Origin of the sequence: Bibersteinia trehalosi USDA-ARS-USMARC-188 (genome assembly GCF_000521725.1) — a bacterium.
Lineage (GTDB): Bacteria > Pseudomonadota > Gammaproteobacteria > Enterobacterales > Pasteurellaceae > Bibersteinia > Bibersteinia trehalosi.
Map to the genome: position 1 here is coordinate 796,300 of NZ_CP006954.1, position 21,670 is coordinate 817,969.

General features: G+C 39.6%; 19 protein-coding genes and 1 pseudogene. 9 read left to right on the forward strand and 11 right to left on the reverse strand.

Annotation, left to right across the window (positions count from 1 at the left end; translation table 11 throughout):
• Positions 1-69: 69 nt before the first annotated feature.
• Positions 70-507, reverse strand: a complete 438-nt coding sequence (gene yfbV / locus F542_RS03820) for a terminus macrodomain insulation protein YfbV (protein WP_015432844.1) — start codon at positions 505-507, stop codon at positions 70-72.
• Between the two features lie 120 nt (positions 508-627).
• On the opposite strand from yfbV, the gene F542_RS03825 reads away from it, so the two are divergent.
• The 9 genes from F542_RS03825 (at position 628) to fadD (ending at position 9,257) form a co-directional block, all read left to right on the forward strand.
• The gene (locus tag F542_RS03825) at positions 628-1,368 is read left to right on the forward strand and encodes a hypothetical protein (protein WP_025266942.1); all 741 of its coding nucleotides are present in this window, start codon (positions 628-630) and stop codon (positions 1,366-1,368) included.
• 7 nt (positions 1,369-1,375) lie between these two features.
• Positions 1,376-1,939, forward strand: coding sequence for a septation protein A (locus F542_RS03830; RefSeq protein ID WP_025266943.1), 564 nt, complete (start codon positions 1,376-1,378; stop codon positions 1,937-1,939).
• Positions 1,926-2,372: an acyl-CoA thioester hydrolase YciA gene (gene yciA, locus F542_RS03835; RefSeq protein WP_025266944.1), complete on the forward strand. Its 447-nt coding sequence runs from the start codon at positions 1,926-1,928 to the stop codon at positions 2,370-2,372. Before F542_RS03830 ends, yciA begins: the two co-directional genes overlap by 14 nt.
• A 20-nt stretch (positions 2,373-2,392) precedes the next feature.
• Positions 2,393-2,689 (forward strand): YciI family protein, encoded by a 297-nt coding sequence (locus F542_RS03840; RefSeq protein WP_025266945.1) that lies wholly within the window; start codon positions 2,393-2,395, stop codon positions 2,687-2,689.
• Between the two features lie 46 nt (positions 2,690-2,735).
• A complete protein-coding gene (glnE, locus tag F542_RS03845) occupies positions 2,736-5,639 on the forward strand; it encodes a bifunctional [glutamate--ammonia ligase]-adenylyl-L-tyrosine phosphorylase/[glutamate--ammonia-ligase] adenylyltransferase (protein ID WP_025266946.1) in 2,904 nt (967 codons plus the stop codon).
• A gap of 3 nt (positions 5,640-5,642) precedes the next feature.
• A complete protein-coding gene (locus F542_RS03850; RefSeq protein ID WP_025266947.1) occupies positions 5,643-6,032 on the forward strand; it encodes a hypothetical protein in 390 nt (129 codons plus the stop codon).
• 133 nt (positions 6,033-6,165) lie between these two features.
• A complete protein-coding gene (locus tag F542_RS03855; protein WP_042365600.1) occupies positions 6,166-7,125 on the forward strand; it encodes a MucB/RseB C-terminal domain-containing protein in 960 nt (319 codons plus the stop codon).
• Positions 7,126-7,136: 11 nt separating this feature from the next.
• Positions 7,137-7,562, forward strand: a complete 426-nt coding sequence (locus F542_RS03860) for a SoxR reducing system RseC family protein (RefSeq protein ID WP_025266949.1) — start codon at positions 7,137-7,139, stop codon at positions 7,560-7,562.
• A 9-nt stretch (positions 7,563-7,571) separates the two neighbouring features.
• Complete coding sequence (fadD, locus tag F542_RS03865) at positions 7,572-9,257, forward strand: long-chain-fatty-acid--CoA ligase FadD (protein ID WP_025266950.1); 1,686 nt, start codon at positions 7,572-7,574, stop codon at positions 9,255-9,257.
• A gap of 90 nt (positions 9,258-9,347) precedes the next feature.
• On the opposite strand, the gene rsmA is transcribed toward fadD, so the two are convergent.
• From rsmA to F542_RS03920, 10 genes and pseudogenes are all read right to left on the reverse strand, one after another.
• Complete coding sequence (gene rsmA, locus F542_RS03870; RefSeq protein ID WP_025266951.1) at positions 9,348-10,214, reverse strand: 16S rRNA (adenine(1518)-N(6)/adenine(1519)-N(6))-dimethyltransferase RsmA; 867 nt, start codon at positions 10,212-10,214, stop codon at positions 9,348-9,350.
• A 99-nt stretch (positions 10,215-10,313) separates the two neighbouring features.
• Positions 10,314-11,255: a peptidylprolyl isomerase gene (locus F542_RS03875; RefSeq protein ID WP_025266952.1), complete on the reverse strand. Its 942-nt coding sequence runs from the start codon at positions 11,253-11,255 to the stop codon at positions 10,314-10,316.
• 61 nt (positions 11,256-11,316) lie between these two features.
• Positions 11,317-12,744, reverse strand: coding sequence for a bifunctional D-glycero-beta-D-manno-heptose-7-phosphate kinase/D-glycero-beta-D-manno-heptose 1-phosphate adenylyltransferase HldE (gene hldE / locus F542_RS03880; protein WP_025266953.1), 1,428 nt, complete (start codon positions 12,742-12,744; stop codon positions 11,317-11,319).
• A gap of 534 nt (positions 12,745-13,278) precedes the next feature.
• Positions 13,279-13,572 (reverse strand): CRISPR-associated endonuclease Cas2, encoded by a 294-nt coding sequence (gene cas2, locus F542_RS03885; RefSeq protein ID WP_015432829.1) that lies wholly within the window; start codon positions 13,570-13,572, stop codon positions 13,279-13,281.
• A 44-nt stretch (positions 13,573-13,616) separates the two neighbouring features.
• Positions 13,617-14,630 (reverse strand): type I-C CRISPR-associated endonuclease Cas1c, encoded by a 1,014-nt coding sequence (gene cas1c, locus F542_RS03890; protein ID WP_015432828.1) that lies wholly within the window; start codon positions 14,628-14,630, stop codon positions 13,617-13,619.
• Positions 14,631-15,082: 452 nt separating this feature from the next.
• Positions 15,083-15,346, reverse strand: a pseudogene (locus F542_RS03900) (CRISPR-associated protein Cas4); the annotation flags it as partial.
• Entirely contained in the window at positions 15,347-16,189 is an 843-nt protein-coding gene (cas7c, locus tag F542_RS03905; protein WP_025266956.1) for a type I-C CRISPR-associated protein Cas7/Csd2, read from the reverse strand. It lies immediately after the preceding pseudogene.
• A 27-nt stretch (positions 16,190-16,216) separates the two neighbouring features.
• Positions 16,217-18,223, reverse strand: a complete 2,007-nt coding sequence (gene cas8c, locus F542_RS03910; protein ID WP_025266957.1) for a type I-C CRISPR-associated protein Cas8c/Csd1 — start codon at positions 18,221-18,223, stop codon at positions 16,217-16,219.
• Positions 18,220-18,960, reverse strand: a complete 741-nt coding sequence (gene cas5c / locus F542_RS03915) for a type I-C CRISPR-associated protein Cas5c (protein WP_025266958.1) — start codon at positions 18,958-18,960, stop codon at positions 18,220-18,222. The genes cas8c and cas5c overlap by 4 nt, the downstream gene beginning before the upstream one ends.
• A gap of 11 nt (positions 18,961-18,971) precedes the next feature.
• A complete protein-coding gene (locus F542_RS03920; RefSeq protein WP_025266959.1) occupies positions 18,972-21,434 on the reverse strand; it encodes a CRISPR-associated helicase/endonuclease Cas3 in 2,463 nt (820 codons plus the stop codon).
• Positions 21,435-21,670 lie beyond the last annotated feature (236 nt).

Sequence of the window (21,670 nt, forward strand, 5' to 3'; positions counted from 1 at the left end):
GCACGTTTTTCTCTATAACCCAAAGTAATGGGAATCGGCTCTCACAAGCGGTCAGTTTTACGCCCTTTTTTACAATTCATCAAAATAGTTATCGCCCCAAGTTTGTTCTGCAAGATTGAGTAAGTTAGCAAAATCTTGGTAGCTGGGCATGGTTTGATCTGCAATTTGCTGTTTGATTTCACTATTTAATTTTTGCCGTAACGTTTCATACCATTCTAGCAATGGTAACGGTAGTGGGGATTTTGCCCGTTTTCCCAGCCAATATAAACCTTGAAATGGAATACTTAATGCAAATAACGCTGTTAAGAAGGCGCTAGCGAAAGTAGATTGCTCTGGATCCGGGAAAAAATATTGCCAACAAATGGCAAAACAAGCAAACGCAGGCATTGCTTTTCCGGCAAATTTAACTAGGCGGATTAGACGATAATCAGGCATAAACAGATTAAGTTTTTTCTGATTGGGAAACGTATTCATATAACGTTGCCCCGCTTGAATGGTTGTTAGCATAAGTGCGATTCCGTCAAAATGATGGCGTATTGTAACGAAGTCGTAGAAATCTACAATAGAAATCACCACTAACAGTTGCTATACTTCGCAACATTTTTAACAAACCCGTTGAGAATTTCAATGCCGATTAATTTTCAATCTCTATTCCAAGATACTTGGAATTTCGTTCGTAACCGAGCACAATTTACTTTATCTGCTGTTGTGCTATTAGCCGCGTTACAACTTGGAATTAGCTTAATTATTCCTCGTTCTACATTCTTAGAGGCGGCTGAAGGAAGCGCTATTCATGAACAGATGAGTGCTATTGATCTGTTGATACCTTCAATGCTTTCCATGCTCGTTATTGTTTTTGTAAATGTATTACTGATCTTAAATATTAAATCAATTAATAACGGTGATTATCGAACCTTTCTGCATAATGCAGCTAGCGCTTTTAGTTTATTTCTGCAAGCAATTTTATTAACTGTAGTACAAGTCTTTCCAATCTCTTTAGGGCTTGCTTTTGCGTTGTTTCCTACACTTGGCGATAGCGCGCCTTTACTTGCAATGCCTGTCATGTTAATGGGATTATTTGTATTCATTAAATTAAATTTGGTGATTTATGCATATTTAATTGAAGAACCAAGAAAAACCTTGGGCGCAACGTTAAAATTTACTTGGGGACTCAGTTATGGACGTATGTTGCCATTAATTATGTTTACTGCCATTATCTATTTTATTCCTACTGCATTGAGCTCTGTAGTAGGGGCATTTAGTGCATTTGGTACATTTGGCGTAATTCTCGCTCAAGCATTGAATGCCTTTGTGAATTTAGTGATGGTAATTTTTAGTTTCCGTTTTTATCAGAGTTATCGCCAATAGAGGAAAAATGAAACAACTACTTGATTTTATTCCACTGATTTTGTGGTTTATCGTTTATAAAAGCCATGGCGTGCAAGAGGCAGCTCTTGTTCTTGTTATTGCGACGCTTATTCAGCTGATTTTACTTAAAGTGCTATATAAGAAAATAGAAAAAAACCAATGGATCATGGGAATTGCCGTTGTTTTCTTTGGCCTGCTGACAGCTTATTTTAATGATCTTGCCTTCTTGAAATGGAAGGTGACGATTGTCAATTTAATCTTTGCCTCAATTTTATTAATTAGCCAGTTTGGTTTTAACAAGCCATTAGTACAGATGCTCCTCGGTAAAGAGTTAAAACTGCCTCTAGCCATATGGAAAAAACTCAATCTTGGCTGGGCTAGCTTTTTTATTCTGTGTGCGGGGCTAAATATTGTAATCAGCGAATTTTTCTCAGATGATGCATGGGCAAGTTTTAAAGTGTTTGGCCTAACTGGGCTGAGCTTACTTGCCGTCGTTGCAACAGGGATTTTTCTCTACCCACATTTGAAACAACTAGAACAAAATAAGGAAGAAAGTAATGACAGAATCTAACGAAAGACCACACGGTAGCCTAGTATTGAGAACCTTAGCAATGCCTGCAGATACCAACGCCAATGGCGATATTTTTGGTGGCTGGTTGATGTCACAAATGGACTTAGGAGGCGCTATTCTTGCTAAAGAAATAGCGAAAGGGCGAGTCGTGACAGTATGTGTTGATAAAATGGTTTTTCTCACTCCCGTTTCGATTGGTGATGTAGTTTGCTGTTATGGCAGTTGCACTCGCGTTGGTCGTTCATCAATGGATGTGAAGGTTGAGATTTGGATTAAAAAAGTTTATGACGGCACAGGCAGACGTACGAAAGTAACAGAAGCACATTTTACCTATGTTGCGGTGGGAGAAGATAAAAAGCCACGACCAATTCCGCGCGAAAATAATCCTGAATTAGATCAAGCATTAGCGCTAATTGAACGCCATTCAAACTAAGTAAGGAGAAAACAATGATGATGTATTACGTAATTTTTGCCCAAGATTTACCAAACAGCTTAGAAAAGCGCTTAAGTGTGCGCGATAAACATTTAGCACGTTTACAAGCATTACAAGCGGAAGAGCGTTTATTAACTGCAGGGCCGAATCCCGCGGTTGATAGCCCAACACCAGGGGAAGCCGGTTTTAGTGGCTCAACAGTAATTGCTAAATTCCCTTCGCTAGAGGCGGCTAAAGAATGGGCGAGCCAAGATCCCTATGTTGAAGCAGGGGTTTATGGCGATGTTATTGTAAAACCATTTATCAAAGTATTTTAATTTTCCTAGGGGCAAGTCAAATTGCCCCTATTTCGATTTTGGCGCTATGGAATCTCTACTTTTTCAATCAGCAGAACAAAAGTTACAAACATTGTTTTCCTCTCAACGCATTCCTGACATTTTGCAAAATTCTGCGCAAATTGCACCGCTTGTAAAGGCAATTGCTATGTCAGATTTTGTCTATACCACTTTGCAAAACCAACCTGAATTGCTAACAAAATGGTTAGAGATGCCGCCTACTGAGCAACATTGTGAACATTATTCTACTCGTTTACATCAGCTGCTAGATTCTGTTGAAACAGAAGAGGAATTACATTCTACGCTGCGCCATTTTCGTCATCGAGAACTGGCAGCACTCAGCTATTTGCAATCCAACAACCCTCATTTAGTTCAAGTTGTTTTTGAAAAATTATCTGAATTGGCAGAAGCATTGATTATTAATGCTCGGGACTGGTTATTCACTCGTCTCTGTCAAGATTATGGCACACCAATGAATGAACAGGGCGAAGTGCAGGAACTCATCATTATTGGCATGGGAAAATTGGGAGGTCGCGAGCTGAATTTTTCCTCGGATATTGATTTGATTTTTGCTTACCCAGATATGGGTGAAACCATTGGTGGGCGTAAGCCAATGGAAAATAGCAAATTTTTTACTCGCTTAGGGCAGCGTCTTATCCAAGCTCTTGATCAGATAACAGAGGATGGTTTTGTGTATCGTACGGATATGCGTTTGCGTCCATTTGGAGAGAGTGGCGCTTTAGTGTTGAGCTTTACCGCGATGGAAGATTATTACCAAGAACAGGGTCGAGATTGGGAGCGCTATGCGATGATCAAGGGGCGGATTTTGGGTGAAAATTTGCAAAATCATAATCATCGCTATTTATCACAAATGTTACGTCCCTTTGTTTATCGCCGTTATTTAGACTTTAGCGCGATTCAATCACTGCGTGAGATGAAATTAAAAATTAGCCGAGAGGTTGCTCGCCGAGGATTGACCGAGAATATCAAACTTGGTGCAGGTGGTATCCGAGAAATTGAGTTTATCGTACAAGCATTCCAGATGATGCGAGGAGGCAGGGATAAGATCTTACAACAACGCAGTTTACTCAAGGTATTGCCGCATCTAGCCGAATTAAAATTGCTTTCAAACGAGCAAGTCGCACAATTGCAGCAAGCTTATCTCTTTTTACGATTAGTGGAAAATAGTTTGCAGGCAATTGAAGATAAGCAAACACAAACATTGCCCCATGATGAAAAAGAACGTGAAATTTTAATTTATCTTACTAAGCAATATCTTGCTTCAACAGCAAAAGAAAATGTGCACTCTTGGCAAGATTTTCTGGCTGTACTTGCCCAGCATCAGAAAAATGTGCGAGCCATCTTTAATGAATTGGTAGGGGAAGAAGATGAAAGCGAAAAGAGTGACGAAAAACAAACATATGCCGCTTGGCGGGATATACTGCATTACCAAATTACTTTAGAAGAACTTGTCGTAAATTTACGTGCTTACACAGTGCAAGAAAAAGATTATGCAGAGATCTTTCAGCATCTTTCAACAATCTTACAAGAATGGGTTAAGCGTCCAATTGGCGTAAGGGGGCGAGATGTTTTACGTCAATTAATGCCGAGAGTTGTTGATCAGATTTTTAGTCAGCAGGATTATTTGGTATTACTCCCACGTATTTTGAAAATTATCGATCAAATTGTGACTCGCACGACCTATTTGGAACTTCTCCTTGAAAAAGAGCAAATTCTGCCACAGCTCCTTAGTTTGTGTGGTAAATCGGTGATGATAGCTGAACAGATTGCGCGTTTCCCAATTCTACTTGATGAACTGATTGTTCAAAAAAGTTTAACGTGTGTGATAGGTTTAGATGAATATCCTGCCGCATTACAAGAATACCTAATGCGTATTCCCGAAGAAGATGAAGAAGCTTTAATGGATGGCTTACGTCAATTCAAGCAGAGCCAAATTCTGCGCATTGCGGCTGCCGACATTCTAGGGGTATTACCGGTGATGAAAATTAGCGATCATTTAACCTATCTTGCGGAAGCCATTATAGCCGTAGTGGTTAAATTAGCATGGCAATCGGTAGCTCGTCGATTTGGAGTTCCCGAACATTTGCAAGATGCGGCACAAGATTTTGTGGTGGTTGGCTATGGCAAATTAGGGGGGATTGAACTCGGCTATAACTCCGATTTGGATCTGGTATTTTTGCATAATGCACCAGAAAATAGCGAAACCCAAGGGGGGAAAAAATCTATTTCCGCACATCAATTTTATTTAAAGTTGGCGCAGAAGATTAACGGCATTTTTAATTTAAATACTGCGGCAGGCGTGTTGTATGAAGTGGATATGCGCTTGCGCCCGTCTGGAGAAGCAGGACTGTTAGTTAGCACCTTTGAGGCGTATGATTTTTATCAGAAAAATGAGGCATGGACATGGGAAAACCAAGCATTAGTGCGTGCTAGAGCGGTTTATGGTTCGCCTGAATTGCGTCAAAAATTTGCACGAATTCGCCGAGAAACGTTATGCCAAAAGCGTGCAAGCGGTCAATTAAGTGAGGAAATTTGCAAAATGCGGAGCAAAATGCATATGCATTTTGCGAAAAATCAGTCGGATGTTTTCCATTTAAAAAATGACCGAGGTGGCATTACAGATATTGAATTTATCGCCCAGTTTTTAGTATTAAATTATGCCGCATATTATCCAGATATGGCGGTTTGGTCAGATAATGTGCGGATTTTTGACAGTGCGATTGCATGTGGCATTTTAAGTGCCGAACAAGGCGAGCTGCTCAAGCAGTGTTACATCTGTTTACGTAATAGGGTGCATCAGCTTAATTTACTTAATCAAGAAAGTTATGTCGTTAAGACAGAGTTTGCAACAGAACGTGAAATTGTCTGTCAGATATGGAACAATCTCTTTTCTTCTCTTAAACAGGAGTAAGTTATGAAATTTCCCTCAAAATTAGCTTTAATCAGTAGTGTATTACTACTTTCTGCTTGTGCTTTAACCCCAGAACAAAAAGCGGCGCAAGAAGCGAAACGCTTACGGGCAGAGCAGGCTTTACAAGTTAAACTGGCAAGACAATGTGATACTGAAGCTGCACAGTTATTACACCAGCAATTTAACCCACCCTTAAGCCAAACAGAACAGCAAAAACAAGAATTTGAACAACGTTATGCAGAAAAAATAGGTCAGCCAATGTTTCAAGCATGTTATAAGTTGGCACTTGAAAATTACAAAGCTCAAGAAGAGCTAGAGTATATGCGCCAACGTTATTATTGGGATGATTATCCTCGTTGGGGATGGCGTCGTTTCTGCTATAGTTGCTGGTAATTTTAGGTAACTACACAAAAGTTTGGTAAAATTCTGACTGGCTTAAGTGAGGGGCTGCTAATAGCCAGTCTGAATGCTCAGTAGTCCCTAAATCAAACGAAAGTTTGATAGTTAATTTCCTCAATATACATATATGATCAAAAAATCCTCTTTGTTAGCCTTGTTGAGTGTATGGTGCTTTTCGCTAGTCGTGAGAGCAGAAACAATAGCAACGCCGTTAAGTTATTTAGTCGCGATGTCACAAGCTCAGCAACAGGCAAATTACGAACAATTTTATCTTTTCCAAGAAGGGCGTTCTCCTGAGTCATGGCGGTATCGCCATGTGCATTGGGATAATCAGCAATATGCCCAGTTGCTCAGTTTAGATGGTTCACGTGAAGAATTTTTACAGCAAGATAATTTAGTTGGCTATTTTGGCGATTTTCAACCCTTTAGCTTACAAACAAATAAAATTTTAGATAACCGTCCAATGGTGCTGTATGGTGATTTTAACCGTTTGGAAGGGTATAGTTTTATTGACATGGGTAAAGATCGTATAGCTAATCGAGTGGCCCGCCAAATTCGTATCGTACCGAAAGATGAGTTTCGCTATCAATATCATCTTTGGATCGATGAAGAGAGCAAATTACTGCTAAAAAGTGAATTGCTCGATCGTGAACATAATGTGTTGGAGCTTTTCCGTGTGATTAATTTGCGTCTAGATGATCAGCTGTTGGATATGGTTGATGCTATTCGTCCGCTGATTTTACCTCCAATGATTCCAAGTAAAGCCCCAATGAATAGTGATAACTTAAGCTGGCAGCCTAAGTGGTTACCGAGAGGTTTTAGATTGCAATCGGTAGCGCGGGAACAGTTGCCTGATGGAGAAGAAGTTGATAGCCAGTTGTATAGTGACGGATTATTTTCTTTTACTATCTATTTGTCAGATAGCAAAGAATTGCCATTAAATGAGCATACTTGGCAAGATGGAAAAACAACCGTTTATACACTGAGTCTTGCGCAAAAAGATTTAGTACTTGTCGGTGAAATACCGCTTACAACGGCACAGCATATTTTGCAAAATATTAAAATAAAACAACCGCTTGAAAAATAAGGATAAATAAAATGATGCTTGAACAAGCTTTAGTCTTGCGCTACCAAAATGGCATTGCTACAATCCAAACCTTTGCCAAAAGTGGCTGTGGAGGTTGCGCAGCAGAAGGTTGTGGGACGAAATCATTATCCGCGTTAGTGGGCGAAAAACGTGCGCCACAATTTGATATTGTCGTGAGCCAACATTTAAACAGTGGTGATCAGATTGAAATTGGGATCACTGAAAATCATTTACTGCTTTCAGTTTTTTGGCTATATGCAGTGCCATTATTTGTGTTAATTGCAAGCACATTGCTCTTTTCAATGTGGTTTGCTAATGAACTTGTGATTGCTGGATTAATTTTATGTAGCACTCTTGTTGCATTTATCAGCATCAAAAAAATAATAAAACGCCAAATAATCAACGGCTTAAACCCGATATTTGTGCGTAAACTTTAGGGGAAACTAATGGAAAAAATTTGGTTTGAAAATTATCCGCCGAATGCAGAACGAATTATTGATGTTGAACCATATGAATCTTTGGTGGAAATGTTTGAGAAAGCAGTACAGCGTCATCCAGATTTAGCCGCCTACATTAATATGGGGCAGGTTTTAACTTATCGTAAATTAGAAGAACGTAGCCGAGCTTTTGCTGCGTATTTACAAAATGAGTTACGCTTAGAAAAAGGTGATCGAATAGCATTGATGATGCCAAATTTATTGCAATACCCGATCGCCTTATTTGGTGCATTACGTGCTGGACTGGTTGTAGTGAATGTGAATCCACTTTATACGCCCAGAGAACTAGAACATCAGCTTAATGATAGTGGTGCCAAGGCTATTGTTGTTGTGTCTAATTTTGCGGCAACGCTTGAGAAAATCGTATTTAATACGGCGGTTAAACACGTTATTTTAACCCGGATGGGTGACCAACTCTCTTTTGGTAAACGTACATTGGTTAATTTTGTGGTGAAATATGTCAAGAAATTAGTACCAAAATATAAATTACCGCATGCAGTGAGTTTTCGCGAAGCCTTGAGTATTGGTAAACAACGTCAGTATGTTCGCCCAACAATTTATCAAGACGATCTTGCTTTTTTACAATATACAGGGGGAACAACAGGCGTAGCAAAAGGTGCGATGCTTTCACACCGTAATATGGTAGCAAATATCATGCAGGCAAAATGGGTAGCATATCCCCTTACACAAGCTCGTCAAAATCGACTTGCAGTGATCGCCTTACCGCTTTATCACGTTTTTGCGCTAAGTGCGAATTGCTTACTCTTTATTGAACTTGGTGTAACTGGCTTGCTAATTACTAACCCTCGAGATATTCCTGGGTTTGTTAAAGAGCTTAAAAAATATCCTGTGATGGCAATTACCGGGGTGAATACGCTATTTAATGCCTTATTAAATAACGAACATTTTTCTGAAGCCGATTTCTCAAATCTGAAACTTTCAATTGGCGGAGGAGCTGCAATTCAACGTTCTGTTGCGGATCGTTGGCATAAAGCAACCGGTTGTCACATTATTGAAGGTTATGGTATGACCGAATGTTCACCATTGATTTCCGCCACTCGAAATGATTCTATTGAGTATTCAGGCTCTATTGGTGTACCTGTACCAAATACTGATATTCGTGTGGTTGATGATGCGGGCAATGATGTGCCAGCTGGAGAGCGAGGTGAACTTTGGGTAAAAGGGCCGCAAGTAATGCGAGGATACTGGCAACGCCCTGATGAAACGGCAGAAGTCCTGAAAGATGGTTGGATGGCAACAGGTGATATAGTCACCTTTGGTGAAGATCTGAATTTACGTATTGTTGATCGCAAAAAGGATATGATCATTGTCTCAGGCTTTAATGTTTATCCAAATGAGATCGAAGATGTCGTTGCATTGCACCCAAAAGTGAATGAAGTCGTTGCAGTGGGTATTCCAAGTGAAAAATCAGGTGAGAGTATTAAAGTGTATGTCACTAAAAAAGATGAAAGCTTAACCCGCGAAGAATTGCGTAATCACTGCCGCCAGCATCTGACGGGTTATAAGATCCCTCGTGATATTGAATTCCGTGATGACTTACCAAAAAGTAATGTTGGTAAGATTCTTCGCCGTGTGTTGCGAGATGAAGAGATTGCAAGAATGGAGAAGTCTTAATCTTTTGTTAGTAAGGCATGCTAGAATATTTTCGAAGATGCAGTTGTTAGAAAAAACCGTTGGAAATTATTTTCCAACGGTTTTTCGTCTCTATTCTACATCATTTTCAATAATCTCAATTTTTCCTGCTGCGGGGGGATTATCACATAACCAGTTAGCAAGGCGGGTGTAGTCGGCAATAGCGAGATTTTCCGCCCGTGCATTAAGATCGATATTTAATGCTTCTAGTTGCTCTGGTGTAAATAGCGTAGAAAGGGCATTACGTAAGATTTTACGGCGTTGATTAAATGCTTGCGTAGTAACACGATTGAGCCAATAAATATCTTTTACTGGATACGGTAAGGTCTTGTAGGGCACTAAACGTACCACAGCAGAATCTACTTTAGGAGCAGGCTTAAATGCGTTTGGTGGTACTTCTAACACGGGCATCACTTGACAGTAGTATTGTGCCATAATAGTTAAACGTCCGTAAGCTTTGCTATTTGGTGCTGCGCATAAACGTTTTACCACCTCTTTTTGCAACATAAAATGCATATCTTGTACTAAATCGTGAAATTTAAATAGATGGAACATAAGAGGAGTAGAGATATTGTATGGCAAGTTTCCAAACACACGTACACCTTGTCCTTCTGGCAGATTTAAACTTTCAAAATATTCGCGGAAATTAAAACGCAATGCGTCTTGCTCAATAATTGTGAGCTTGTGATGTAAAAAAGGGTGATGGCGTAAACGCTCAGCGAGATCTCTATCTAACTCAACCACGGTCAATTGCTCAACTTGTTCTGCAACTGGCTCAGTTAAAGCGCCTAGCCCGGGGCCGATTTCGAGTAAGAATTGATCTTTTTTCGGATTAATTGCAGCGACAATATTATGAATAACATTCATATCGTGCAAAAAGTTTTGCCCAAAACGTTTACGGGCAGTATGTCCTAGATGTTTTTTTGAATTTGAACTCATTTTTATTCCTTACAAGCGGTAGATTTTTACCACTTTTTTGCAAATTTAATAAAGCAAAGAACCCCGCTTACGGCGAGGTTCTGCTATGTTAAGAAAAGATTAGTAGTATTTTATTTCTGCTCTATTTTTAAGCGCTTTTACCCAGTCTTTAGATGCATCTTGAGCTTGCTTATCAAATAACTGCTCATAAGCGCGTTGGAAATAAGCATCCTCAGTACGATCGCTTTGGCGAGTATCGGTGACTTTTAATACGTGCCAGCCAAATTGTGATTTAAAAGGCGCTGAGATAACTCCTAATTTGCTTTTTTGGGCAGTTTGCGCAAAGGTTTTATCATAAGCATCTAAGAAATTCCAGCCTAAATCACCGCCTTCTGCGCCTGAAGCATAATCAACAGAATTCGCTCTGGCTGCATCTTCAAAGCTGATTTTACCAGCTTTAATATCTGCCACAATGCTATTTAATTTTGCTTTGGCTTGAGCATCATTCAAAATCGGGTTGGTTTTGATTAAAATATGGCTCACACGATGTTGTAATGCCGTGATAGTTTTTAATTTGCCATTCGTTTTTGCTTCTTCAAGCATTTTAGTTGCAAGGCTTTGTACATCTTGTGGCTCAACGCGGATAGACTGCCCAATCGCTTGCTGTTTTACATTATCCATCAAAATTTGATGAGCAATTTGTTGGCGGTATTGGTTAAGGCTGATATTGTTATAATCTAAATAATCTAAAAATTGCCCATAAGTGATCCCATTTTGTACCACCATATTTTCAATAACCTGATCAACATAAGCGGTATTCACTTTAATGCCAGATTGCTGAATTGCACGCTGAACGAGAAAGTCATTAATTAAATCATCGGTTGCTGCTTTACGGTTTGCTTCTGTATTTTTACGTTTACCCAGCATTTTTAGTACTTGGCTTTGCATGATAGGATGACCATCTACAGAAGCTACAACACGTTCTTCCACCGCATGAATTTGTGAAACGGCAAATAGTGCAAAAGTAGCAACAAATAATGATTTTAATGAGATAAATTTCATTTTTATTCCTGTTAAGTTGGTTGAAATGAATGCTGCTTAGAATAGCATTTATCTAAAAGGTTCACAAAGATTGAATTTTCTTAATGACATTGGTGGTAGAACAGCCATTTTCAAAGTTTAATACTCGAACTTCGCCACCATTCGCTAAAACTTCTTGATGTCCAGCAATTTCTTCCACTTTATAGTCACCACCTTTAACTAATAAGTTTGGTAAAATTTCACCAATCAGACGCTGTGGCGTATCTTCATCAAATGGTACAACCCAATCAACCGAAGCCAACCCTGCAAGCACTGCCATGCGGCTTGCTAAATCATTAATTGGACGATTTTCGCCTTTTAAACGTTTAACCGAATTATCGGTATTAACTGCAACAATCAAACGATCCCCTAATTTACGAGCATTTTCTAAGTAAGAAACATGTCCTGGATGTAAGATATCAAAGCAGCCGTTAGTCATCACAATTTTTTCACCACGCGCTTTTGATTGTTGCACAATCTGCTTTAGTTCTGCTTCTGAAACTACGCCAAAACCTGTTTCGGTGCGTTGGTGAATAGCTTGTTCTAGCTCACTTGGTGAAACAGTTGAAGTGCCAAGTTTACCCACTACAACCCCAGCAGCAGCATTGGCAATGTAACAAGCTTCTTCTAAATTTCTGCCATCAGCAATTGCCGTTGCAAGCACGCTAATTACAGTATCGCCTGCGCCTGTCACATCGTAAACTTCACGAGCTTGAGTTGGAAGATGGAATGGTTCGAAATTAGGGCGGAGCAGAGTCATGCCTTTCTCAGAACGAGTGACTAATAAGGCAGAAAGATCAAAATCAGCAATCATTTTTAAGCCTTTATGTACAATATCATCCTCTGTAGCACAATGCCCAACTACAGCTTCAAATTCACTCATATTTGGTGTTAAAAGCGTTGCACCACGGTAACGTTCAAAATCCGTACCTTTAGGATCGATTAATACGGGGACATTTGCTTGGCGTGCGATCTGAATCATTTTTTGCACATCATTTAACGTTCCTTTACCATAATCAGATAAAATTAATGCGCCGTAAGCGGTAATTTCTGAGGATAATTTTGCAAGCAACTCACTACTATCAACATTATGAAAACCTTCTTCAAAGTCTAAACGCAATAGCTGTTGATGGCGGGAAAGAATGCGTAATTTAGTGATAGTTGGATGGCTATCCAACGCTACGCAGTGGTTTTGAATTTGGTGAGAGTTTAATAATTTATCTAATGCTGAACCTGCATCATCTTGCCCAACTAAGCCATGTAAGGTGACAGGCACATTAAGCGCAGCAATATTCATCGCGACATTCGCCGCACCACCTGCACGTTCTTCATTTTCCTGCACTTTGACAACAGGAACCGGTGCCTCAGGGGAAATTCGATTTGTGGATCCAAACCAATAACGATCTAGCATCACATCACCAAGCACTAATACTTTTGCATGGTTAAATTGAGAGGAGTAGTGCATCATCATAATTTTTTTACTCTAAGATAAGATGAAAAATGGCGACATTATAACGGATATTTAGCTACTTCAGCAGAAAATATAGATTGTTTTGTGTTTTCTTATGCAACATTTCAAGCGACAACCACGTGGTGGAGGCTGCAAGGCTGGAGACGCTATCCAGATATACTTCAAGATGTTTCAACTCACAGCCACTCGCAGGTGGCTGCTTTTAAACACGATTTAAGGAGCGTTTAAATGGCAGAGTTTCAACTCACAGCTACCCGGAGGTGGCTGCTAGGATCAGTAGCGTGTTATAACTCGCCAAAACTGTTTCAACTCACAGCCACCCGGAGGTGGCTGCTCCCTATATTTCAACGCATTGCGCCACAAGGCTTAACGCTCTGTGATTCGCTAACTTGAAATAAAAGGAGTGATTTAAGTGTAACATAAGATGTGCAGTACTCGGAGAAATTTCTAACTGATTGATTATTAAAGGACAAATTAAAATCGCTAACCTCCTCGTATTTTGATGAGAACCAGACGTTAGCGATGTTCCCAATATTACAAAATCAATGTATCTTTAAAAATATCTACCGCTTTCTTGGTGCCGTGGTGTTCCACTTTATTACGCCATTTGCTACCGAGATGGTAAAAGCGTAAGCTGTCTGTTTCAGGATTGTAAGTATCGAGGAGTTTTTGTTTGAGTTTAACCCATTGATCGGGTGTGACATCGCATTCAAAAACCGAATATTGAGCGCGAATACCATAGTCTAGGCAATGTTTGGCGATACGGCGTAGGCGTTTCTGCCCTTCGGCATCATCAAAAGAAATATCGTAAGTAATCAGCATCATCATCGTTGAGTTCTCACAAGCGGTCGATTTGGGGGGATATTTTGCAATTAGCGCATTAAAAATGGAGGATACTCGGCTAAATCACCTCGTAAATAGCGAGCCAATAACATTGCTTGAATATAAGGCAATAGGCCTATTTCTACCTCTTCACCCAAAAAAGGGTGGATAATTTTTTCTTGCTTTTTGGCTTGCAGTGTTTGGAAGAGCAGTTTGCGTACTTCTGGTTTAAGCATAACTGCACCACCAGATTCAGTAATGAAATCATTCGGTTTTATCTGCCCTCGGTTAATCAGCGACAATACCATTCTATCCACCCACCACGCACGAAACTCTTCCAAAATATCCTGTGCCAAACTGTCTCGCCCCGGACGGTCGGCGTGTAGAAAACCAATTTGCGGATCAAGCCCCACACCTTGCAACGCGCCACTAATATCTTTCCCTACAATACTATAAAGAAATGAAAGCAAGGCATTCACACCGTCACGAGGCGGGCGGCGATTTCGTCCGTCAAAGTGAAATTCGCACTGTTCGCTCAGCAAATGTTGGAATACACCAAAATAGCGGGAAGCCGCATCACCTTCAATCCCTCTAATGAGATCTAAATTATCGGCTTTTTGTAATTGTTTCAGGCTCATATTTAACGCTGTAACCGCCTGCTCTACCGGCTCACACTCGCCGTGATTACGCAAACGGCGTTGTAATACACGCTTAGATGCCTGAATTTTGGCAGCAATAATGTTGCGAGCAACAGGCTCAGGGTTAGTCTCCGACTTTTTATACTGGGCTCTGCGTAACAACACATTACCGTTTTGCCGCCCTTGCAATCGTCCAAGATAACGCCCATTTTCTGTAAAAAACGCCAAATTGACATTATTTTCGCCGCAAAACCCCATCAAAAACGGTGACACTAATACATTCCCAAAACAGAAAATATGCCCAATTGAATGTACTGGCAACTGAGCAACTTTTTTCCTATCTTGCTCCACGACCAAAGTTTCACGTTCTTTGTGGAGATAACTGCCTTGGGTAGTAATGTAGAGGGTGTTTTGGAGTTTTCTCATTAGGCATTTTAAAACTGCGCCACGTTAAATACGTGGCACCATAGTAGTTACTTCATAGTAACTGTAATTTATATTTCAACTCACAGTTCCATAATAAGAACTGACAATAAAACTATTTTATCACTCCTACTAAAAGAGTAACAGCTTTCCTCACTTCGGGAAATTGAAACACCAATAAAATAACTATAAGTAAGAAAACTCCGAACAGTATTTTTAGATTACTTACCCCCTTACAACGTAAGTAAAATTCATCATTTTCATTTTTTTCCACATGAAAAAACCAACTTTTTTGGGGGTTGTTACGCATACATATATCCTCTTAGATTTTAGATATGCGCTAATACTAAATGATCGTAGGATTACTTTCAAGAATTTTGTTCATAAACTACAGATACAATATGCATTGTAAAGATGAAAATAATCTCCCCATATGCCCCATAGACCTATCCCTTTCCAACAACTTCAGCTGAAACATGAACCGTTCGCTCAAAGTGAACACCTTTTCGGGTTTCTGGCTCACCACTATCCACCCGTTTATGCAGCGCTTGACCTTGTGCAGTGAGATAGTTTTCTGCCCATGCCTGTTCGTTGTGTATCAACGCATATTGACGTGGGCAGAAGGCGTAGTGTTGCAAAGCGGAAAGCTGCACAATAAGTTGCTCACTTCCTGTAACAAGCTGTTGGTTTTGCTCTGTTTTTTGCAAAACACTCAGCATTTAGAATCCGTCAATTTCTTGCGGTGTTAAACCATCAAGCACGCTTAATTCATAGCTGCCATCTGCATTTACTTTCAAACTACTATGCACTTTCGCCGAAGAATACTGCCCTGATTTGCAGTTATGCTCCCACCAAATCAGTTTCACCACCTGCATTGAGCCTTCTGGGCGTGCAGAAGAGGCATCACCTTCAAACAGTTTAGTTAAAACGGATTTGATTTTTTTCGCATCACTATCTGAAAAACCAGTACGTTCGGCAAGCTGTGGTGACATTGCGCCATAAGCCACATAAACACCACCATCCACACGATGCTTCATCCCCATAGTGTCAGAAGATTTTTTGCTACCATCACCTTCTCCACTAACACTTTTAGTGATTTGAGTACTGGTAATATTTACGGGCGCTACGCTGAATGCCGAATGAATGGTTACTGGTCCGCGCACAGCAATGGATACGCCTGCGCCATCATTACTTTTACCAAATGCAAAAACTTGCCCAAAACTACGAACATCCAGCCATTTTCCACAGGCTTTTTTTGCGGTTTCATCACGGCTGGATTTTTTAGCATTAAACGCATCGCTGCCCAAACCGACATCTTTATCTTTCGCACGGTTGGCAAGGCTAGTCATACCATCGATTTTCTTTTCGTCAGATTGGACAAAAATGCTTTCGCCAGCATCTTGCAAACGGTCTCGAATTTTGCGTTTTAAGCAAACATCAGTGATTTCACCAAAACCGTAAAAGTCAGTACGAGGACGATTGCCATTTAATGGATCACCATTAGGATTAGCATTCTTAACGCTGATGATCAAAGCGAAGTCAATTTTTTTGCTCAAACTCATGTTATTTTTCCTTTCTATGTTAGGTTATTAATCAGTTTCAGTTGTCTTTTGCTTAGCTGCTTTACGTGCAGCAATTTGGCGGTCAATTTCCATTTTTTGACAATAATAGCCAAGTAGGAATTCTCCGCTTAATTTATCGTCACAAGTAAAGTCATTGTTCTGGAACAGTTCTATAATTTCACCGATAGCTTGTTTATAAAAATCTTTTCCCAAGCTGGTTAAGTAATTTTTATAAGGAACTAATCTTTCTCTTTCAAAATTTAGCCATGTGCTATATGGAAGTTGTGCAAATCGCTGAAAATAGCGTTCTGCATTAGTTGCACGGCTTGGTGTTTTCTTGCCATTTTGCAAATATAAGGCGTACCACTCCAAACGTTCCGCTTGTGCGAGCAATCGACCGTATAAATAATCACGCGAGCGATTTTCTTTATCTAAACTCATATCGTAAGTTCTCCTTTCTGATTCATTATGATGACGGGCTCGCCAGCCTTTATATAAAGCACAAGCCACATCGATATTCCGTTGCCATTCCCAGTTTTCACAACCATGTGGATTACAGGCTACTTGGAAACTCTGTTGCACTAAGTCATAGGGAATAGGGATATTTTTTCCGCCAGCAATCACTGGTAACAAGCGGGCATAAAGTTGTTTTTTTAGGGAATCACTAAGCGATTTGCCATACACCGCATTGCCGATTGCAAATGGCGAAGGTGGAACCACAGCCCAAATCGGGCGTTTCTCGTTTTTCTTGCCATTTTTGGTTTCAATACTATGGCGTTGATACCAAGAAAAATCATCAATCCACGCATCTAAATTGGCAAAATAATCTGCAGGTAAAAATTCTTGATAATAGGTCAAAGCCATTCGCCCTGGGGTTGCTGAATCTAACATCAATAAAGAAATTTGCTCGTGTGCTTTGAGCTTGGCTTTATAGCCTTGATATTTCTTTTTGAGCATTTCAGCTGCATTTTTACCCAAATCTACTGAGTGATCGATTTTCCCTTCAATTTCAGAAGGCACTTCACTTTCTACGTCACTTTCAACTACACTTATCTCTTCGAACTCATAGTCGTAGCACTCATCAAAAGGATCTTGTAACGGTGAAGGTACTTTTTCTCCGCTTATTGCCCAAGCAGCAGTAACTTGTTCACCGTTACGAATACCTTGACGAGAAATTAGCCAGCGTAAAGCACCGTGAGCCTTAGCAGAAACTTCCGTAGAAATACTTGCAGCTTCTTCTGCCGTTTCAAAACGCCCACGGAAGGTATAACCAGCGGTATCATTCGAAGAAATCAGTTTAGCTTTATCTCCTGTGTGACGTAATTTAGCAGGGTGCATATTAGAAACGGGGCTTTCTTTGCCTTGTATAAAGCAAAACCCTGTTTGGCTGTCTGCTAAAGCCAAGTAGTCAATCCATGATTGTTGAACGGTAACATCCGTCCAAGTATCACTTTGTGGATCGCCTTTGATTTCTACGCGCCAACAAACCAATGCCGAGCCAAATTCAATCTCGCCTTTTGTTTTAGGCAATGTTGAAAAAATTGCAGGCGCATCTCCCTTTTCTACCCACTTACTGAGCACCTTTCCGTCAGCTCCAAGCTGAAATACGCCAGCTGTAATTAAATCCTCAACGACTTTCCCTTTTTTCACATAATGCAGAACAGCAGACACTTTAGGATGAGAAACAGCAGAATCGCACCAAGCCTGTAGTTGGTTCAAATAGCCTTCAAAATAGGCTTTTTTCTCACCTCCATAAGCAGAATAGTCTCTAGCTACATACTGAATTTTATCTGCCAACGGATGCGGCGCTTCTCCGCTTGTTCGGTTTTCTGAAGATTCGGTAGCAGGTAGCATAATTGCCGTTTTAGGAGGCATAACCTGAGCGGTTCGAAATTCACCATCGCCATTTAAAACAATGACAATATGGGCGTTTTGCTGGGTATGTCCAATAGGCGTTAGAGGCTCTTCACTCAGATTTGATGCTTTTTGCAAAGCTGCTTCATAAGTACGATATAATTTTTGCATCCAACTCATAGCTCAAGCTCCTTTGCTTCCTCTTCCACAGCTTTTACATTTTCACCACGTTTAAAGGGTTTAAACGGTGTCATTTTGCGAATAAAACGGATTTTTAACTCACTATCACTGACCGCTGGAAAGGCTACCACTCCCTTTTGCATACTTGCTTGCCAAAAGCGACTGACTAATTCGTGGTTTCCAGTTTCTTCAGGATAACCAAAGCTATGGAACATCAAGCCAAAATCAACAGGCTCATCGACATTATCATAAAAGCCTTCGCCTTCGCCAAATTCGCAAGGTGCAACATAGCCTTGGCAATCTCGCGTACCTAAGAAAATATCTTGTCGCCCACCACGTTCAAGCATTCTTTCCATAATTGCGGTATGCTTGCCGACATTACGATCACCGGCAAGCTCTTCCCAGTGCATATTCCAAGTAAAATAGGCTTCAACTTGATATTCAACATTATGCAGAAAAGTATAAATGGCCAAGGTATTTCCACCATTCCAATCTAAGGGCTTGGTTGATTTGGCTTGAGTTTGAATAGGATTTATTACCCGAACACGGGAAATATGCCAAATCAGGGTCGGTTTCCAATAGATACTCCTCAATATGCCTTTTAAGGCTTCATACGTTGGAACAGGATAGGTAAATTTCTCACCGCCAATTTTGGTGATAGGGTCGGTAAATAATGCCTGCCGCCCCCATACACGAAAACTAAATAATCGACTACGGAATGTATTTTCGTTACTCATATCGCTCCTTTCTATAAATCATAAAAAGTCAGATTACCTGTCTCTTCGATAGATAATCCATATTCTTCTGTATAATGACGATCTTTTAAATAAAAGATCCCCGAACCTAATTGTGTTTCTTGAATAGCCTTCTTTTCTTGTAATTTTCGCCAAACATTAGGGAATACATTCACACTATAACGTTGAGCTTGTGACAATGCCTTATATTTTTTCTCATTGTCATCTGTTCCACATAATGTTGCAATAAGTTCTTTTGCATTTTCATAAGGTACAATAACCGCTTGTGTTGGCGCATCAATCGTTTGGAATAATTTCCCTGCACTTTTAAAGGATTGCATTAATAGCGGAAATACTGTTTTACGCTGATTATTTTTAGGCACATAAGTATTTTGTGCATTATCTGATAACCAATCTAGCAAAGTACCGGAATAATTATTGGGCAGAGAATATCCCATTTCATTACTACGGTTATAAAAATAATAATCAAAATATTGGCTCATTGCATTAGGCTGTAAAATATCTTGTCCTTCAAAATCATTAAATACTCTCTCCGATTGTTGCTGGCCAATATAAATATCCGGTAATACACTTTCTAAATTTGGCTCTTGAAGATTTAATACATAGACCTGCCCTTTACCCTTATTTTCGCCATGACGGTTACAGCGACCAGCGGCTTGTGCAATACTATCTAATCCGCCTAATGCCCGAATAACACAAGCCATCGAAATATCAACACCAGCTTCTATAAGCTGAGTACTGATACAAATCACAGGCTCTTTATTTTTTAATCGAGCTTTAATCTTATCAAAAATCGTTTTACGATGTGCAGAGCATTGATTAGTACTTAAATGGAAAAGAGCCTCTTGCGGAAGATTTCTATTTTGGCAATACCGATATAAATCCTGCGCCCATTTCTTAGTATTAACGATAAATAAGCAACTAGAATATTGTCCAAATTGCTCTAATAAAAACTCACCTGCATTTTCTAACGAATAGCCACCCGTTTGTGGGCAATAATTAACTTCAACCCGAGAGAGTTTGTCAAATAGCTCCCGTATTTTGAACTGATTTCCTATTAATTCAGCATTATCTGCTAATTGAATTTGACCTAAATGAGGGTTTTTAAGTGAATTTAGTAATGGCTGAGTTGCTGTACATAATACTGCACTGGATTTTCCAAAGTGAGTCAGCCAATTTAAAACATTACAAAATAGATGGACACATTTAATCGGAAGAGTTTGAATTTCATCAAAAATCAGCACACTTTTGGTCATTGCATGGATATGACGAACACCGCGCGTACCACTACCGAACCAAGCATCTAAAAATTGAACCATTGTAGTAAAAATTATCGGTTTATCCCAGTTTTTAGATAAAAGTTTATTTTGCCAAGTTTGCTGGTCAGGTTCGATATTAGAATGATGTTCCAGAACCCATTCTTCACCTAAAATTTTACGAACAGCTTGAGCATTTTGGTCAATAATTGAAGTGTAAGGAATAATATAAATGATACGATCAAGATTATGCAGCTTAGCGTGATGGAGTGCGTAACGGAGGCTCGATAATGTTTTTCCACCACCAGTTGGGACAGTTAAAGTATAAATTCCTTGTTGATCTGTTGAGCGTTCTAGACAGGATTCAGAAATCTCTCGACGAATTCCGTCAATTGGATATTTAATTGAAAAACCAGATAAATGAGATTCTAATTTATCAATCGCTTTTTGCCAATTTGGTGTGTTTGTAAGGTTACGAATTTCTTTTTGTCTTTCATTTTCAAAATCAGAGGTATTAATTCGATCCGCATCAATCAAACAACTAAATAAAAATCGAGTTAAGCAGCCTAAGTAAAATTCTTTGAGCTTAAAAGGAATTTCTTTTTGATTTAAAATTGCCCGAATAGGTTTATCTACTAATCTTACTAAATCTATGCCCACTAATTCTTCTGCCCGATTTATGATGACTGCATCAGCATTTTTCTCACATTCCGATAAATGTGTTAGCTTATCATCTTTATCAAAGCGCTCTCGCCATTTTGGTTTCTCACTACCTTCAGGGCTTAAACAGTCAATTAGCCCCGCTCCGTGGTGTGAAGCAATACATAATCCTAAAATTTGCCCGACAAGCTCGCCTATACCAATAATTTTCCCATCTGCATTTTTAGCTGCGCCCAATTTTCTTAAACGACCATAAATCCATTGAGCGCCTGCAGTTGAATGATCCCCTCCATTATTTTCATCTTCGCTATCTAAATCTGCGTAAGTTAAAATACCGGTTACGTGGCGAATATATGTTTGGAACTTCTTAGAATATTTACCAAAATCATGCATTAAACCGAGTAATTCCCCAGCATCAGCTAAATCTAATTTAGCAGCCAAAGTTCTTGCGATTGAGGCAGTTTCTAAAAGATGGTTTGAAACGGACTGTAACTGTTTGTTAGATTTTCGAACATGGGCGATAAATTCGGTCTTACTCATTAAAGCTCGTAAATTTATGCAGAGAATGGATGATGTATACTACAATTATATACAAGAACTTACAATGCCTATTCCTAAGATCGCATGCTATCTAGATTAATCAAAGGGGACGTTGTGATATACATATTATTTTGCAATATAGAGTAAGCATTAAATAGACTCTTGTTTGTGGAAAAAGTATTTTAGCTCACCAGCTACGCGTACGTAGCTGGTTAGTGGATAATGCCTTGACCTTA